Annotated in this window: 17 protein-coding genes; 10 read left to right on the top strand and 7 right to left on the bottom strand. The window is 73.1% G+C overall.

Going from position 1 to position 15,665, the window contains the following annotated elements; translation table 11 throughout:
- Positions 1-68: 68 nt before the first annotated feature.
- The 9 genes from ACFVXG_RS01675 to ACFVXG_RS01635 all read left to right on the top strand — a co-directional run bounded on the left by ACFVXG_RS01675 (position 69) and on the right by ACFVXG_RS01635 (position 7,929).
- Positions 69-821, top strand: a complete 753-nt coding sequence (locus ACFVXG_RS01675; protein ID WP_387923251.1) for a CoA transferase subunit A — start codon at positions 69-71, stop codon at positions 819-821.
- Entirely contained in the window at positions 818-1,474 is a 657-nt protein-coding gene (locus tag ACFVXG_RS01670) for a CoA transferase subunit B (RefSeq protein WP_387923249.1), read from the top strand. The genes ACFVXG_RS01675 and ACFVXG_RS01670 overlap by 4 nt, the downstream gene beginning before the upstream one ends.
- A 9-nt stretch (positions 1,475-1,483) precedes the next feature.
- Complete coding sequence (gene pcaH, locus ACFVXG_RS01665; RefSeq protein ID WP_387923247.1) at positions 1,484-2,236, top strand: protocatechuate 3,4-dioxygenase subunit beta; 753 nt, start codon at positions 1,484-1,486, stop codon at positions 2,234-2,236.
- Positions 2,236-2,820: a protocatechuate 3,4-dioxygenase subunit alpha gene (gene pcaG, locus ACFVXG_RS01660; protein ID WP_387923245.1), complete on the top strand. Its 585-nt coding sequence runs from the start codon at positions 2,236-2,238 to the stop codon at positions 2,818-2,820. Before pcaH ends, pcaG begins: the two co-directional genes overlap by 1 nt.
- On the top strand, positions 2,807-4,195 hold the full coding sequence (gene pcaB / locus ACFVXG_RS01655; RefSeq protein WP_387923243.1) for a 3-carboxy-cis,cis-muconate cycloisomerase: 1,389 nt from the start codon (positions 2,807-2,809) through the stop codon (positions 4,193-4,195). Before pcaG ends, pcaB begins: the two co-directional genes overlap by 14 nt.
- Entirely contained in the window at positions 4,192-5,376 is a 1,185-nt protein-coding gene (gene pcaD, locus ACFVXG_RS01650) for a 3-oxoadipate enol-lactonase (RefSeq protein WP_387923242.1), read from the top strand. Before pcaB ends, pcaD begins: the two co-directional genes overlap by 4 nt.
- The gene (locus ACFVXG_RS01645) at positions 5,376-6,575 is read left to right on the top strand and encodes a 4-hydroxybenzoate 3-monooxygenase (RefSeq protein ID WP_387923240.1); all 1,200 of its coding nucleotides are present in this window, start codon (positions 5,376-5,378) and stop codon (positions 6,573-6,575) included. Before pcaD ends, ACFVXG_RS01645 begins: the two co-directional genes overlap by 1 nt.
- A 196-nt stretch (positions 6,576-6,771) precedes the next feature.
- Positions 6,772-7,533 carry a hypothetical protein gene (locus ACFVXG_RS01640; RefSeq protein WP_387923238.1) on the top strand — a complete coding sequence of 254 codons (762 nt, stop codon included), beginning with the start codon at positions 6,772-6,774 and terminating at the stop codon, positions 7,531-7,533.
- Positions 7,534-7,674: 141 nt separating this feature from the next.
- On the top strand, positions 7,675-7,929 hold the full coding sequence (locus ACFVXG_RS01635; RefSeq protein ID WP_387923236.1) for a hypothetical protein: 255 nt from the start codon (positions 7,675-7,677) through the stop codon (positions 7,927-7,929).
- Positions 7,930-7,974: 45 nt separating this feature from the next.
- Here the strand turns inward: ACFVXG_RS01635 and ACFVXG_RS01630 are convergent, their stop codons facing one another.
- The 7 genes from ACFVXG_RS01630 to ACFVXG_RS01600 all read right to left on the bottom strand — a co-directional run bounded on the left by ACFVXG_RS01630 (position 7,975) and on the right by ACFVXG_RS01600 (position 14,667).
- Positions 7,975-8,913: a PDR/VanB family oxidoreductase gene (locus ACFVXG_RS01630; protein ID WP_387923234.1), complete on the bottom strand. Its 939-nt coding sequence runs from the start codon at positions 8,911-8,913 to the stop codon at positions 7,975-7,977.
- Complete coding sequence (locus tag ACFVXG_RS01625) at positions 8,906-9,937, bottom strand: Rieske 2Fe-2S domain-containing protein (RefSeq protein WP_387923232.1); 1,032 nt, start codon at positions 9,935-9,937, stop codon at positions 8,906-8,908. Before ACFVXG_RS01625 ends, ACFVXG_RS01630 begins: the two co-directional genes overlap by 8 nt.
- An 81-nt stretch (positions 9,938-10,018) precedes the next feature.
- Positions 10,019-10,789, bottom strand: a complete 771-nt coding sequence (locus ACFVXG_RS01620; RefSeq protein ID WP_387923230.1) for an IclR family transcriptional regulator — start codon at positions 10,787-10,789, stop codon at positions 10,019-10,021.
- A 7-nt stretch (positions 10,790-10,796) separates the two neighbouring features.
- Positions 10,797-11,252, bottom strand: a complete 456-nt coding sequence (locus ACFVXG_RS01615; RefSeq protein WP_387923229.1) for a MaoC family dehydratase — start codon at positions 11,250-11,252, stop codon at positions 10,797-10,799.
- A 32-nt stretch (positions 11,253-11,284) separates the two neighbouring features.
- Positions 11,285-12,775 (bottom strand): long-chain fatty acid--CoA ligase, encoded by a 1,491-nt coding sequence (locus ACFVXG_RS01610; protein WP_387923227.1) that lies wholly within the window; start codon positions 12,773-12,775, stop codon positions 11,285-11,287.
- A gap of 22 nt (positions 12,776-12,797) precedes the next feature.
- On the bottom strand, positions 12,798-13,670 hold the full coding sequence (locus tag ACFVXG_RS01605; RefSeq protein WP_387923225.1) for an amidohydrolase family protein: 873 nt from the start codon (positions 13,668-13,670) through the stop codon (positions 12,798-12,800).
- Between the two features lie 94 nt (positions 13,671-13,764).
- A complete protein-coding gene (locus tag ACFVXG_RS01600) occupies positions 13,765-14,667 on the bottom strand; it encodes an SDR family oxidoreductase (protein WP_387923223.1) in 903 nt (300 codons plus the stop codon).
- Between the two features lie 121 nt (positions 14,668-14,788).
- Here ACFVXG_RS01600 and ACFVXG_RS01595 point away from each other — a divergent pair, with 121 nt between their 5' ends.
- The gene (locus ACFVXG_RS01595) at positions 14,789-15,607 is read left to right on the top strand and encodes a PaaX family transcriptional regulator C-terminal domain-containing protein (protein WP_387923221.1); all 819 of its coding nucleotides are present in this window, start codon (positions 14,789-14,791) and stop codon (positions 15,605-15,607) included.
- The last annotated feature ends 58 nt before the right edge of the window (positions 15,608-15,665 follow it).

Here is a 15,665-nt window from a genome sequence, read left to right as displayed (position 1 = left end):
TCTGGCCCGGCAAATTATGCACCATCGTTCACCAGGCGAACGCCGCGGCCCGACGGGACGGTCATCGGATGGACAAAGTGGTTGCGACCGCCGAGGAGGCGGTCGCCGACATCGGGGACAGAGCCTCGTTGGCGGTCGGAGGGTTCGGCCTCAGCGGCGTACCGAACGTCCTGATCCAGGCGCTGTTCGGGCGGGGGAGCACCCGCCTCGGCGTGGTCTCCAACAACTGCGGAGTGGACGGCGGCGGCCTCGGCCTGCTGCTGGCGGCCGGTCGGATCAGCCGGGTCACCGGCAGCTACGTCGGCGACAACAAGGAGTTCGCCCGCCAGTACCTCGGCGGCGAACTAGAAGTGGAACTGGTCCCGCAGGGGACGCTGGCCGAGCGGCTGCGGGCCGGCGGCTGCGGCATCCCGGCGTTCTTCAGCCCGGCCGGCGTCGGCACCCAGGTCGCCGACGGCGGGCTGCCCTGGCGCTACGACCCGGACGGCGGCGTGGCCGTGGCCTCGCCGCCCAAGGAGGTCCGCGCGTACGACGGGCGCGAGTACGTCCTCGAACGCGGCATCACCACCGACTTCGCCCTGGTCCGCGCGGCCAGGGGCGACCGCCACGGGAACCTGGTCTTCAACAAGGCCGCGCGCAACTTCAACCCGCTCGCGGCGATGGCGGGCCGGATCACCGTCGCCGAGGTCGAGGAGCTCGTCGAGCCGGGCGGGTTGGACCCGGACGAGGTGCACCTGCCCGGGGTGTTCGTGCAGCGCGTGGTCGCGCTGACCCCGGAACAGGCCGCGGACAAGGGCATCGAGCGGAGGATGATCCGATGAGTTGGACGAGGGACGAGATGGCGGCCCGGGCTGCCCGGGAGCTGGCCGACGGCAGCTACGTCAACCTCGGCATCGGGCTGCCCACGCTGCTGCCCAGCCACCTCCCCGAGGGCGTCGACGTCGTCCTCCAGTCGGAGAACGGCCTGCTCGGCGTGGGCCCGTACCCGACCGAGGCCGAGGTCGACCCCGACCTGATCAATGCGGGCAAGGAGACCGTGACCGTGCTCCCGGGCGCGGCCTTCTTCGACTCCGCCCTCTCCTTCGGGATGATCCGCGGCGGTCACCTCGACGCCGCGATCCTCGGTGCCATGCAGGTCTCCGCCCGCGGTGACCTGGCCAACTGGATGGTGCCCGGGAGGATGGTCAAGGGCATGGGCGGCGCGATGGACCTCGTCCACGGCGCCCGCAGGGTCATCGTGGTGATGGAGCACACCGCCAAGGACGGCACCCCGAAGGTGGTCGCCGAGTGTTCGCTGCCGCTGACCGGCCGGCGCTGCGTCCACCGCGTCATCACCGACCTCGGAGTCCTCGACGTCACCGACGACGGGCTGGTGCTGGTCGAGACCGCCCCCGGCGTGACCCCCGAGGAGATCGTCCGGCGCACCGCGGCGCCGGTACGGATCGCCGTCCCCGCCCTCGCCCCGGAAAGGTGACCGACCGCCATGCCGCCGACCCAGCAGGACATCTCCGAGGAGATCGCCCGGGAACACGAGGCGTACGCCCGGGCCGGCTCCGTCCGGCACCACCCCGACCGGGGCTACGCCCCTTACCGCAGCAGCCTGCTCCGCCACCCGCGGCAGCCGCTGGTCGCCGTCCGGGACCCGGAGGCCGTCGAGCTCTCCGGCCCCGCCTTCGGCGTCACCGACGTCACCGAACTCGACGGCGACCTGACCCGCCGGCACACCGGCGAGCCGCTCGGCGAACGGATCACCGTCACCGGCCGGGTGCTCGACCGGACCGGGCGCCCGGTGTGCGGGCAACTGGTGGAGATCTGGCAGGCCAACGCCGCGGGCCGGTACGCCCACCAGCGCGACCAGCACCCCGCGCCGCTGGACCCCAACTTCACCGGCGCGGGCCGCTGCCTGACGGACGACCAGGGCCGGTACCGCTTCACCACCGTCAAGCCCGGCGCCTACCCCTGGCGCAACCACACCAACGCCTGGCGGCCCGCCCACATCCACTTCTCGCTGTTCGGCACTGCCTTCACCCAGCGCCTCGTCACCCAGATGTACTTCCCCGGCGACCCGCTCTTCGCCTACGACCCGATCCTCCAGTCCGTCACCGACGACGCCGCCCGCGCCCGCCTGGTCGCCACCTACGACCACGACCTGTCCACTCCCGAGTGGTCGCTCGGCTACCGCTGGGACATCGTCCTCGACGGCCCGGCCGCCACCTGGATCGAGGAAGGCCGCTGATGCTCCCCACCCCTTCGCAGACCGTCGGACCGTTCTACGGCTACGCCCTGCCCTTCCCCGGCGGGGGCGAGATCGCGCCCGCCGGCCACCGCGACACCATCGTCGTCCACGGCCGCGTCCTGGACGGGGGCGGCGAACCGGTCCCCGACGCCCTGCTGGAGATCTGGCAGCCCGGCCCGGACGGCTCGCGCACCGGCGCGCCCGGCTCGCTGCGCCGGGACCAGGTCACCGGCGGACACGCGGGCCGCGACGGCGTCACCTTCACCGGCTTCGGCCGGGTCGCCACCGACGCCGACGGCCGGTACGTCCTGCGCACCCTCGCCCCGGGCGGCGTGCCGTACCTGTCGGTCTGCGTCTTCGCCCGAGGCCTGCTCCACCACCTGTTCACCCGGATCTACCTGCCCGCCGAGGACCGCACGGCCGACCGGGCCGACCCGGTCAAGCCGCTGCTCGACCCGCTGCTCGGCTCGCTGGAGCCGCGCCGCCGGGCCACCCTGCTCGCGGTCGAGGAGACCCGGGGCAGCTACCGCTTCGACCTGCGGCTGCAGGGGCCCGAGGAGACGGTCTTCCTTGACTTCCACTGATCAGACGGCGGCCGCCGATGTCGGCCTGCTCTCCCCGCTCCGCGCGGGATCGGCCGTCGAAGCGGCCACCGGCGATGTCGCCTTCCTCCAGGCGATGCTCGATGCCGAGGCCGCCCTCACCCGGGCGCAGGCCCGCCTCGGGCACGCCCCGGCCTCGGCGGCCACCGCCGTGGACGCGGCCGCCCGCGCCGAGCACTTCGACGTACGCGACCTCGCGCTGCGCGCCCGGGCGGGCGGCAACCCGGTCATCCCGCTGGTCGCCGACCTGACCGCCGCCGTGCCCGGCGACGCCGCACCGTTCGTGCACCGCGGCGCCACCAGCCAGGACATCCTGGACACCGCCGCCATGCTGGTCGCCACTCGCAGCCTGGTGCCGACCCTCGCCGACCTGCACCGCACCGCCGAGGCCTGCGCACGCCTCGCGGCCGAGCACCGCGGCACCCCGATGCCCGGCCGTACGCTGACCCAGCACGCCGTCCCGACCACCTTCGGCCTCAAGGCGGCCGGCTGGCGCAGCCTCGCCCTCGACGCCGCCGACCGGCTGTCCGCCCTCCGCCTGCCCGCCCAACTCGGCGGCGCCGCAGGCACCTTGGCCGCCTTCGAGGCACTGGCGCAGGCACCCGGCAGCGGCCCCGAGCTGATCGAGGCCTACGCCCGGGAAGTGGGCCTGGCCGCACCCGTCCTGCCCTGGCACACCCTGCGCACCCCGATCGCCGATCTGGCCGCCGCGCTCGCCTTCACCACCGCGGCCCTCGGCAAGGCGGCCGCCGACGTCCTCGTGCTCTCCCGCACCGAGACCGGCGAGGTCGCGGAGGGCGGCGGAGGCGGCTCCTCGGCGATGCCCCACAAGGCGAATCCGGTCCGCGCCACCCTGATCGCCGCCGCCGCCCGCCAGGCACCCGCCCTCGCCGCCGTCCTGCTCGGCTCGCTCGCCGCCGAGGACGAGCGGCCCGCCGGCGCCTGGCACGCCGAATGGCAGAGCCTGCGCGAACTGCTCCGCCTGGCCGGCGGAGCCGCCCGCGCCGCGGCCGAACTCGCCGAGGGCCTCCAGGTGTTCGCCTACCGGATGCGCGACAACCTGGACCTCACCCGGGGCCTGGTGGTCAGCGAGCGCCTCGCCGCCGAGCTCGGCGAACTGCTCGGCCGCCGAGCGGCCGGGGAACTGCTCACCGCAGCCGCCCGCCGGGCCGTCGCCGAGGACCTCGACCTCCAGGACGTCCTGGCGGACGAGCCCGCTCTGAAGGACCGGATCGACACCCGGCGACTGCGCGAACTCACCGATCCGGCCCGGTACTCGGGATCGGCTGCCGCACTGGTCGACCGTGCCCTACGGCGCACTCCGGCATCGGTCCCACCACGGAGGACCCTCCCATGACGCTCCACTTCACCACCGAGGGACCGGCCGAAGGGCCAAGGGACGCCCCGGCGTTGATCCTCGGCCCCTCGCTCGGCACCTCGCTCGCCGTCTGGGACGAGCCGGCGGCCGCCCTCGCCCGGCACCATCGGGTGGTCCGCTGGGACCTGCCCGGCCACGGTCGCTCACCGGCGGGCCTGCTCTCCGAGGGCGCCACCGTCGCCGACCTCGCCGACCTCGTGCTGGCCGTCGCCGACCGGCTCGAGCTGACCCGCTTCGCCTATGCGGGCATCTCCCTCGGCGGCGCCGTCGGCGCCCACCTCGCCGTCCACCACCCCGAGCGGATCTCCTCGCTCGCCCTGGTCTGCTCCTCCGCCCGCTTCGGCGAACCCGAAGCCTGGCGCGAGCGTGCCGCGCTCGTCCGGAGGGCGGGCACGGAACCGCTGGCGGAGACCGCACCGGCCCGCTGGTTCACCCCCGGCTTCGCCCGGACCCCGGCGGCCGCCGCCCTGGCCGACGCCCTGGTCGCCGACCAGCGCGCCGCCGACCCGGCCTGCTACGCGGCCTGCTGCGACGCACTGGCCGCCTTCGACCTGGGCGCCGAGCTGCACCGGATCACGGCGCCGACCCTCGTCATCGCCGGCCGCGACGACACCGCGACCCCGCCCCCGCACGCCCGCCGACTCGCCGACGGCATCCCCGGATCCGGGCTGGTCGAGCTCCCGGGGGCCGCCCACCTCGCGCCGGTCGAACGGCCGCAGGCCGTACTCGACGCCCTGCGGAGCCACCTCGCCCCCGGGCTCGACGACGACCACCGGCGCGCCGCGGGCATGACCGTACGCCGGGCCGTTCTGGGCGACGCCCACGTCGACCGGGCCGTCGCCGGCACCACCGAATTCACTGCGCCGTTCCAGGACTTCATCACCCGCTACGCCTGGGGCGAGATCTGGACCCGCCCCGGCCTGGACCGCCGCACCCGCAGCTGCGTCACCCTCACCGCCCTGGTCGCGGGCGGCCACCAGGAGGAACTCGCGATGCACGTCAAGGCCGCGGTGCGCAACGGCCTCAGCCCCGAGGAGATCGGCGAAGTCCTGCTCCAGACCGCCGTCTACTGCGGCGTCCCGGCCGCCAACGCGGCCTTCGCCATCGCGAACCGCGTGCTGCGGCAGGACAGTTCGAACGAACAGGAGGACGACCACTGATGCACACCACCATCGGCATCATCGGCGCCGGGCCCGCGGGCCTGCTGCTCGCCCGGCTGCTCCACCGGGCCGGCATCGACAGCGTCGTCCTGGAGGCCCGGGACCGCTCCTACGTCGAACACCGCCAGCGCGCCGGGATCCTGGAGCAGACCACCGTCGACGCGCTGCGCGCCGTCGGCGCGGGGGAGCGGATGGACCGCGAGGGCCTGGTCCACGACGGCATCGAACTGCGCTTCGGCGGCCGCGCCCACCGCATCGGCTTCCCCGGCCCGACCGGCGGGCGGAGCGTCATGCTGTACGCCCAGACCGAGGTGGTCAAGGACCTGATCGCCCTTCAGCTCACCGAGGGCGGCCCGCTGCTCTTCGGCGCGCAGGTCCACTCCGTGGCGCAGGCCGACGGCGCCCGCCCGACCGTCCGGTACACCCGCGAGAGCCGCGAGTCGACCCTCACCTGCGACTACGTCGTCGGCTGCGACGGCTTCCACGGTGTGACCAGGAACGCCATCCCGGCAGCCGTCCTGCGGACCTACGAGCGCACCTATCCGTACTCCTGGCTGGGCGTCCTCGCCGAGGCGCCCCCGGTCTACGAGGAGTTGATCTACGCCCACTCCGAGCGCGGCTTCGCCCTCGCCTCCATGCGCTCGCCCTCGGTCAGCCGCCTCTACCTCCAGGTGCCCAACGGCACCGACCCGGTCGACTGGTCCGACGCGCGGATCTGGGACGAGCTCGACGCCCGGCTGGCCATCGGCCGGGCACCGGGCTGGAAGCTGGCCCGCGGCCCGATCACCACCAAGGCGGTGCTGCCCATGCGCAGCCACGTCACCGAACCGATGCGCCACGAACGGGTGTTCCTGGCCGGTGACGCGGCCCACATCGTCCCCCCGACCGGCGCCAAGGGCCTCAACCTCGCCGTCGCCGACGTCCTCGTCCTCGGCGAGGCGTTCACGGAGCTGCACCGGACCGGCTCCACCGCCCTGCTCGACGCCTACTCCGACACCGGCCTCGAACGCGTCTGGCGCGCCGAGCACTTCTCGTACTTCATGACCACCACCCTGCACGTCGACCCGGACCAGTCCACCTTCGACACCCGCCTGCAACTCTCCCAACTGGCCCGCCTCGCCGCCTCCCCGCACGCGGCCGCGGAGCTGGCGCACAACTACGTCGGCGCCCCGATCGGCCGAGGACTGCCCCGGGACTGACCCGGCGGTGCCGCTTGGTCTGCGTTCGTCGCCTCCCTCAAGGCCGGCGAACTCCCCACCGTCTGAACACCCCTGCGCGAGAAGTCGGCCCGGCCGACTTCTCGCGCAGTTCCGTTAGCGGCGTGCGTCCAGCCGTTCGCAAAGCGCCATCGAAATCCGTTGGCGCCAACGGCCGTCGAGCAACAAGACTGCCCCGGTGACCCCCCTCCCGCAGCCGGCGCCGGACCCGCGTAACCACTACCTCGTCCCCGACTACGCGGGCATGGAAGCCCTGGTGGCAGACCTGGTGGTGCCCGCCAACGCCTCGATGTACGTCATGAGCGCCCTGGAGACCTCCCGCGAGCTCATCCGGCACTCCTACTACCGGTACGAGTTCGCCACCGTCGCCGTCTCGCACTCCCTCTTCGCCCTGGAGCACCTCCTCACTGAGCGTCTCGCCACCCATGCGTCGCTCCAGGACCTCATCACGCGTGCCACCACCGCAGGCCTCATCGCACCCGAACTCGCCGCTGAGCTCGACCGCAGCCGACAAGTCCGCGACGGCCTCGCCCGGGGCACCCGATCCAGTGCCGTCATCCTCCCGCTCCGTGCCATCGACCTGGTGCGCACCGTCTTCGACGCCGTCTCCCTACTCCTCCCGACAAGCACACCGCAGCCCGAGGACCGACTTGCCCAACTCTGGGACGACCACGAGCGTGCCCCGTACCCCGACGGCTTCCGCGGCATCGACATCGCGGGTGTGGAGCTGATCCTCCTGGACGCCGACACCGCCGGCCTCGTCCGCACAGAACTGAACGGCGGGCTTGACGAGAACGGCATCGCCGGTCTCTGGTGGTGCATCGCCGGCCTCGACAAAGTCGTACCCTTGATCGACTCGGAGTACTGCGCCTCCTACTTCGCCAACCTCCGTACGCTGGCCAGGCTCACAGTGGCACGCCACCTCCCCAGCGCCACCTGACCTCGTTGCGACCAGCTGGCCCGCCGTTCACCAGCGCGGTCGCCTCCCTCTTCAACGGGATCCAGGCCAACGTCTCCCCCTGAGCAGCGCCAGGCCCGGCCGGATCCACGGATCCACGACCCACGGATCGAGGACAGCACTGTGTCAGCCGAACCCCTGCGGAAGGCGGCCGCCCTGACAGCCGTCGCGGGCGCGCTCCTGCTCGCCGCGGCCTGCGGGCAGAAGACCACCCCCGCCGCGACGGACCACTGCCCGAACACCCCTGAGGCGGTGGTGAGCCACCAGGTGACGGAGGATCCGTCCGCGGCCGCCTCCTACTGGACGGGTGACCGCGAACGCAGTGCGAAGCCGGCCCCGATGCCGGGCAAGGACCGTACCCAGGCGCCCTGCCCCTGAGTTGCCCCACGGGGCCTGTCCGCCGCCCGGGACCAGCTCGTCGGGCTAGAGGTCCAGGACCAGGCGGTCGCCGCGGCAACGGGAGACGCAGATCAGCATGGTGTCCCCGGCGGTGCGCTCCTCCGCCGTGAGAAGTGAGTCGCGGTGCTCGGGGACGCCCTCCAGGACGTCCGTCTCGCAGGTCCCGCAGGTCCCCTCGGAGCAGGAGTACAGGGCCTCGACGCCGGCTGCGCGGACCGTTTCCAGGACGGAGGTGTGCTCCGGGACGGTCAGGGTCAGGCCGGAGCGGGCCAGGACGAGTTCGAACGGGGTGTCGGGGGAGGCAGCGGCCGGGGTACGCGGGCGGAAGCGTTCCAGGTGGGGCTCCGGCCAGCCGGTCGCCGCGCAGTACTGCTCGACGGCGTCGAGGAGCGGGCCGGGGCCGCAGCAGTAGACGGCGGTGTCCGGTTCCGGGGCACCGAGGTAGGAGGCCAGGTCCAGCAGGCCGGTCTCGTCCTGCGGCCGGACGGCCACCCGCCCGCCGTAGCGGGCCAGTTCATCGCGGAAGGCCATGGAGCCGCGGGTGCGTCCGCCGTAGAGCAGGGACCAGTCGGCGCCGGCCGCGTCCGCCGCCCGCAGCATCGGCAGGACGGGGGTGATGCCGATCCCCCCGGCGATGAAGAGGTACCGGCGGGCGGGCCGCAGCGGGAAGTGGTTGCGCGGCCCCCGCACCCGTAGGGTGTCGCCGACCCGCAGCCGCTCGTGCACGAAGGCCGATCCTCCGCGCCCCTCGGGCTCCCGCAGCACGGCGATCCGCCAGACGTCCGGCTCGGCCGGGTCCCCGCAGAGCGAGTACTGCCGCTCCAGCCCGTCGGTGAGGAGGAGGTCGAGGTGGGCGCCCGGCTCCCAGGGGGGAAGGCCGCTGCCGCGGAAGGCCAGCGAGATCACGCCGTCGGCCTCCTGGCGGCGGTCGGTGACGACGACGGTGTGGAGGTTCTCAGCCAATCGGTGCCTCGCTCGGGTGTCCGGCCAGCGCGGCGAGGATGCGGCGGGCGGCGAGGCCGCCGGTGTCGATGCCGATGCTGAGTTCCTGGTAGCCGGCCGGCTCGCGGTCGAGCGCGCGCTGCAACAGGTTCAGGGCGTCGACGTCCTGCATCACCACCTGGTGGTTGAAGTCCCGTAGGAACGCGGTGACTTCGTCGTCGTCCGTCGCGAAGTCGCGGGAGACGGCCCAGAAGTCGTAGACCTTGCCGGGGGCGGAAGGGGTGATGGCGTAGGTGATCTCGGTGCGGAACGCCGGTTCGTCCTGCCCGACCGGCATGATCCGGCTGTGCAGCAGGTAGAGGCAGGGAGCGAAGTACTCGATGTCCTGCCGGCGGGTGATCCGGCCCTCGATGCCCGTCGAGCGGGCGTAGAAGGGCGGGCACTCGGCGTCCGTCATGTGGCGGGAGACCCGGACGACGCCGGCGCCCTCGTCGACCTCGGTGGTGATGGGGGTCTCGGCGACCTCCGGGGTGCCGATGTAGCCGCTGTGCAGGTAGGTCTCGTGGGAGAGGTCCATCAGGTTGTCGACCAGCAGCCCGTAGTCGCCGTCGATCGGTTCCATGCCGCGGACGGTGACCATGTCCGGGTCCGCCAGGTGCGGGGCGCGGGGGATCGTCTTCTCGTCGGCCAGGGCCGGATCGCCGATCCAGACCCAGACGAACGAGTCGAGCTCGACCGCCGGGTAGGCGGCGACCCGGGCGGTGCGGGGGATGCGTCGCTGGCCGGGGACGGACACGCAGGCTCCGGCGGTGTCGTAGGTGAAGCCGTGGTAGCCGCAGACGATTCGGTCGCCGTCCAGGCGGCTCGCCGAGAGCGGGAAGCGGCGGTGCACGCACCGGTCGGCGAGGGCGACGACCCGCCCGTCCTCCTCGGTGCGGTAGAGGACGATCGGTTCGCCGAGGATCGTCCGGCCGAGCAGCTCGCGGCCGATCTCGCTGCCGTAGGCGGCGACGTACCACTGGTTGCGGGCGAATGCGGTGGCCATGGGGCGCTCCCGTCGCGGAGGGAAGGGGGTGGGTGCGACGAGGTTCGCAGGGGCGCGGTGCCGCTCACAACGGGACTTCCATCAGGTGGAAGTCCGGCCGAGGGCCCGGGAGATGCCCAGCCCGGCGACCCGGACGGCGGGCGCGAGGGCGCTGGGAGTCAGGGGGCTGGGCGCGGCCCCCTCGGCCGGCACCACGACGGACACGGAGGCCACCACCTTCCCCCGCCCACCGCGCACCGGTGCGGCCACCGACACGGCGTCGGCGGTGATCTGACGGTCACTCACAATGACGCCCGCCCGCCGCACTTCGGCGAGCAGCCGCCGAAGCCGTACCGGATCGGTCACCGTGTACGGCGTGAACGCGGCCAACTCCCGGGCCAGGTACTGGTCCTGGACCTCCGGGGTGCTGTGGGCGAGCAGCACCAGGCCGACGCCGGTCGCGTGCAGCGGCCACCGCGCGCCGACCGCGGTCCGCACGCCCACGGCCGAGCGGCCCGAGATCCGTTCGATGTAGACGACCTCCAGGCCGTCCCGCACCGCGAGTTGCACGTTCTCGTGGGTGGCCTCGTAGAGGTCCTCCAGGAACGGCATCGCGGCCTCGCGCAGGGCGAGGCCGCGCGGGGCGAGGGAGCCGAGCTCCCACAGCCGCAGGCCGATGTGGTACAGCCCGTCCGGGTCGCGTTCGAGCGCACCCCAGTCGGACAGGAGCCCGACGAGACGGTGGGTGGTCGGGAGGGTGAGGCCGGCCCGCCGCCCGATCTCGGTCAGCGACAGTGCCGGGCCGGCATGCCCGAAGGCCGCCAGCACGGCGAGCAGCCGGTCGGCGGCCGAGCGGGGGGCCTGGTCGGTCATGCCGCGGTCACGCGTAGAAGCGGTAGACGGCCTGGGCGACGACGGCGGGCTTGGGCAGTCCGTCGATCTCGACGGTCAGGTCGACGGTCACCTCCGCGCCGCCCTTGACCTCGGTCACCGAGACGATCGCGCCGTGGGCGCGGATCTTGGCGCCGACCCGGACGGGGGAGGGGAAGCGGACCTTGTTGAGGCCGTAGTTGACGGCCATGCCGATGCCCTGGACCTCCAGCAGTTCGCTCCACAGCGGGATGAGCAGCGAGAGGCTCAGGTAGCCGTGGGCGATGGTGCCGCCGAAGGGGCCGTCCTTCGCCCGCTCGGCGTCGACGTGGATCCACTGGTGGTCGTCGGTGGCGTTGGCGAAGGTGTTCACCCGCTCCTGGGCGATCTCCAGCCACTCGCTGTGGCCGAGGTCGGTGCCGCCGAGTTCGAGCAGTTCGGCGATGCCGTTGACGGTACGGGACATGGGGGAGCCTCTCGGTACGGGTCCAGGGGGTGTCAGTGCTCCGTGTGGGCGGCCCGGATCGGGCCCTTGAGCAACTTGCCCGCGCCGCTGCGCGGGAGGGCGTCGGCGAAGCGCACCGACTTGGGGATCTTGTAGCGGGCGAGCCGCCCGTCCAGGTGGGCGGTGAGCTCCTCGGCGCTCGCCGAGGAGCTGGGCCGCAGGACGACGACGGCGCGGCCGACCTCGCCCCACTTCTCGTCGGGCACGCCGAAGACGGCACAGTCGGCGACGTCCGGGTGTTCCAGCAGGGCGTTCTCGACCTCGGCCGGGTAGACGTTCTCGCCGCCGGAGATGAACATGTCCTTCAGCCGGTCGACCAGCCGGACGTAGTTCTCGGCGTCCACCGCGGCGATGTCGCCGGTGCGGAACCAGCGGCCGTCGAAGGCGGTGGCGTTCTCCTCGGGGCGGCCCCAGTAGCCGGGTGTGACGTGCGGCCCGGCGACCAGCACCTCGCCCGGCTCGTCCACCCCGACCGGATCGCCGGCCGGGTCCACCAGCCGTACGTCCGTGAAGAAGTGCGGTACGCCCGCCGTCCCGGCGTGGGCCAGCGCGTCCTGCCGGTCGAGCAGCAGGACGCCGGGGGAGGCCTCGGTCATGCCGTAGCCCTGGACGAAGGCCAGGCCCCGCTGGAGGTAGTGCCGGATGGTCCGGGCCGGGACGGGTGCGCCCCCGCAGAGCAGGTTGCGCAGGCTGCTGAGGTCCGCCGTGGCCCAGCCGGGCTGGGCGGCCACCGCGTCGTACATCGCGGGGACGCCGAACAGGCAGGTGATCCGGTGGCGTTCGATCAGCTCCAGGGTGCGGGCCGGGTCGAACGCGGACTCCAGCACGGCCGTGCCGCCCTTGAGCAGGGTGGGCAGGCAGGTCATGTTGAGGGCGGCGGTGTGGAACAGCGGCGCGCTGACCAGGGTGACCTCGTCGGTGGAGAGGTCCACGTCGACCAGGACGTTGAGGCTGTTCCAGAGGATGTTGCCGTGGGTGAGCATCGCGCCCTTGGGGCGGCCGGTGGTCCCCGAGGTGTACATGATCATGCACAGGTCGTCCGGACCGACCGGCACGTCCAGCGGCTCGGACGGGGCGCCGGCCAGGAGCGCTTCGTAGGACTCGCCCTCGGCCTCCAACAGCGCGACGTCCCCGGCGAGTTCGGCGGCATCGACCTGACTGATCGTCAGCAGCAGCCTGCTGCCCGAGTCCTGCAGCTGGTGGCGCAGCTCGGGGGCGGCGAGGCGGGTGTTGAGCGGGACGAAGACCGCGCCGAGCTGGCCGGTGGCGAACAGGGCCTCCAGGAACGCGGGGTGGTTCGGCCCGAGGAAGGCCACCCGGTCGCCGGGCCGCACGCCGCGTGCGCGCAGCAGGTGGGCGAGGCGGGTGCTCCGGTCGTACAGCCCGGCGTAGTCGGTGGCGTGCTCCTCGTGGAGCAGGGCGGTGCGGTGCGGGGTCTTGCGGGCCCGGCGGGCGGGCCAGGACCCGATGCCTTGGTTCTGCAACGCGGGACTCCCTTGCCTGGCGTCACTGCTGCTTGTCGAGGCCGAGCAGCCTGGCGGCGTTCTCCTTGAGGATCTTCGGCCGGACCTCGTCCTTGATCGGGAGCTCGGCGAAGTCGGCGAGCCAGCGGTCCGGGCTGATCAGCGGGTAGTCGGAGCCGAACAGCACCTTGTCCTTGAGCAGGCTGTTGGCGTACCGGACCAGCTGCGGCGGGAAGTACTTCGGGGACCAGCCGGACAGGTCGATGTACACCTGCGGCTTGTGGGTGGCCACCGCCAGCGCCTCGTCCTGCCAGGGGAAGGAGGGGTGGGCGAGGATGATCGGCATCCCGGGGAAGTCGGCGGCGACGTCGTCGACCAGCATCGGGTTGGAGTACTTGAGCCGGATGCCGCCACCGCCGGGTGCGCCGGCGCCGATCCCGGTCTGGCCGGTGTGGAAGACGGCGATCGCGCCGGCCTCCTCGATGGCCTCGTACAGCGGGTAGGCCATCCGGTCGTCGGGGCGGAAGGCCTGGACGTTGGGGTGGAACTTGAAGCCCCTGACCCCGAACTCCTCGACCAGTGTGCGGATCCGCCGTACGGCCATCTTCCCCTTGTACGGGTCGACACTCGCGAAGGGGATGATCACATCGGGGTTCTCCCGGGCCGCCTCCGCGACCTCCTCGTTGGGGACGGCCGGGGTGCCGGTGGCCGCCTCGGCGTCCACGGTGAAGACCACGCAGGCCATCCTCCGCTCGCGGTAGTACGCGGCGATCTCCGGGAGGGTCGGGCGGCGGTGCTCCGCCTTGAAGTACGCCCCGGCGGCGCTGTCCAGCTCCTCGGAGAGCGAACCCCGGCCGCGCGAGGACACCTCGGCGTGGGTGTGCATGTCGATGGCGACGAGGTCGTCGATGTTCATCGGGCGGACCCCGCTTCATCGTTCATGGGGCGGATCCCCGGTTCGTCGTTCATCGGGCGGATCCCTGGTACATCGTTCATCGGGCGCACTCCCGTCAGATCCGGGGTGCCGGGATGCCGTAGGTCTCCGGCACGCGCCCGACGGAGACCGGCCAGGCGGCGGCGATGGCCTCCGCGCTCCAGCCGCCGTCGGCGTAGGCGACGGAGACCTCCTGCGGGTGCGACCAGAGCGCCAGCTTGTCGCCGCCGATGCCGATGCACTGCCCGGTGATCCCGTCAGAGGCGTCGGAGGCGAGGAAGGTGATCAGCGGGGCGACGTCCTCGGCGGTGCCGAAGCCCTCGCCCTTGCGCAGGCCGTCCGGCAGTGGGGTGCCGTGCTGCTCCAGGGCGTCGACGTGCGGGGCGAAGGCGGGGATGGTCCTGGTCATCGCCGTGGCCGCGACGGGGATGACGGCGTTGGCGGTGATGCCGGCCCTGGCCAGCTCCATCGCCCAGGTGCGGACCATCGCGGCGATGCCCGCCTTGGCGGCGGCGTAGTTGGTCTGGCCGAAGTTGCCGCGCTGACCGGCGGGGGAGCCGGCGACGATGATCCGCCCGCCCTCGCCCTGCTCGCGCATCCGCTCGACTGCTGCCCGGACGCAGGTGAAGGTGCCGCGCAGGTGGACCTGGACGACGGTGTCGAAGTCCTCATCGGTCATCTTCCACAGCACCCGGTCGCGCAGCACGCCCGCGTTGGTGACCATGACGTCCAGCCGCCCGAAGGCCTCGACGGCGCGGGCGACCAGGGCCTGCGCGGCCTCGGCGGTGCCGACGGCGGCGACCTCGGCGACGGCACGGCCACCGGCCGTCTCGATCTCCTTGACCGCACCGGCCGCCGCGTCCGCGTCGACGTCGTTGACCACGACGGCCGCGCCCGCGGCGGCGAGGGCCTTGGCATAGGCGAGCCCGAGGCCGCGGCCACTGCCGGTGACGACGGCGACCTTGCCGCTCAGATCCATGGGACTGCTCCTTGGCTGGGGTTGTCGGTGCGCTCAACCTAGGCAGCTTTCTGTCGGCCGTCAATGGAACTGCCGAATATTCGAACCCATCCGCACGCCGGCGGCACGGGCGCCCTACGCTGTGCCCGTGACCAGTCCCGATCTCGCCCCGCGTCCCCAGTCACTGATGCTCAGCTTCTTCGGCATCCATGTGCTCGGCCGGGGCATCGCCCTGTCCTCCGGCTGCGTGATCGAGGTGTTCGCGAGGATCGGCGTCACCGAGGAGGCCGTCCGTTCGACCCTCACCCGCATGGTCAACCGCGGCCTGCTGGAGCGGCACCGCCAGGGCCGGAAGATGTACTTCGCGCTGACCCCCCGCGCCGTCGCCGTGCTGCAGGACGGGCACGACCGGATCTGGCGCACCGGCGCGGTCAACCGCGACTGGGACGGCCAGTGGACGCTGGTCGGCTTCTCCCTGCCCGAGGCCTGGCGGCGCGAGCGTCACGACCTGCGCTCCCGGCTGACCTGGGGCGGGTTCGGTCCGCTGCAGAGCGGCCTGTGGATCGCGCCGGGCGTCGTGGACGTCACCGCGCTGCTGGACGACCTCTCCCTCACCGCCCACCTCCGGGTCTTCCGCGGCACGGTCCTCGAGCCGACGGAGGTGGCGCAGGTGGTGGAGTCGGCCTTCGACACCACGGCGATCGCCGCCGAGTACCGCGCCTTCCTGGACCGCTGGAGCGAGCCCGACGCCGGAGGCCCCGACCCGCTGGGCGGGCAACTGCTGTTGCACACCGACTGGCTCGAGCTGGTCCGCCGCGACCCGCACCTGCCCGCGGAGCACCTGCCCGCCGACTGGCCGGCGATCCGCGCCGAGGAGCTGTTCCACACCCTGGCCCAGCGCTGCGCCGCCGCCGCGCGGGGGGAAGCCCAGCGGGTCCTGGACGCGATCCCGGCGCGCTGACGGCCCTCCCGGGGGGTGGCCCATGGTGCCGGCAGCGGCGAATCTCGGGCATCGTCTT

Origin of the sequence: Kitasatospora sp. NPDC058162, assembly GCF_042884005.1 — a bacterium.
Classification (GTDB): domain Bacteria; phylum Actinomycetota; class Actinomycetes; order Streptomycetales; family Streptomycetaceae; genus Kitasatospora.
This window is presented reverse-complemented; position numbering and strand designations above follow the sequence as displayed.

Excerpts from the sequence above, each read along its gene's own strand:
- ACFVXG_RS01620 (WP_387923230.1), bottom strand. The coding sequence starts at position 10,789 with ATGACCGACCAGGCCCCCCGCTCGGCCGCCGACCGGCTGCTCGCCGTG.
- ACFVXG_RS01600 (WP_387923223.1), bottom strand. The coding sequence starts at position 14,667 with ATGGATCTGAGCGGCAAGGTCGCCGTCGTCACCGGCAGTGGCCGCGGC.
- ACFVXG_RS01645 (WP_387923240.1), top strand. The coding sequence starts at position 5,376 with ATGCACACCACCATCGGCATCATCGGCGCCGGGCCCGCGGGCCTGCTG.
- pcaH (WP_387923247.1), top strand. The coding sequence starts at position 1,484 with ATGCCGCCGACCCAGCAGGACATCTCCGAGGAGATCGCCCGGGAACAC.
- pcaG (WP_387923245.1), top strand. The coding sequence starts at position 2,236 with ATGCTCCCCACCCCTTCGCAGACCGTCGGACCGTTCTACGGCTACGCC.
- pcaD (WP_387923242.1), top strand. The coding sequence starts at position 4,192 with ATGACGCTCCACTTCACCACCGAGGGACCGGCCGAAGGGCCAAGGGAC.
- ACFVXG_RS01670 (WP_387923249.1), top strand. The coding sequence starts at position 818 with ATGAGTTGGACGAGGGACGAGATGGCGGCCCGGGCTGCCCGGGAGCTG.
- ACFVXG_RS01605 (WP_387923225.1), bottom strand. The coding sequence starts at position 13,670 with ATGAACATCGACGACCTCGTCGCCATCGACATGCACACCCACGCCGAG.
- ACFVXG_RS01675 (WP_387923251.1), top strand. The coding sequence starts at position 69 with ATGGACAAAGTGGTTGCGACCGCCGAGGAGGCGGTCGCCGACATCGGG.
- ACFVXG_RS01615 (WP_387923229.1), bottom strand. The coding sequence starts at position 11,252 with ATGTCCCGTACCGTCAACGGCATCGCCGAACTGCTCGAACTCGGCGGC.
- ACFVXG_RS01625 (WP_387923232.1), bottom strand. The coding sequence starts at position 9,937 with ATGGCCACCGCATTCGCCCGCAACCAGTGGTACGTCGCCGCCTACGGC.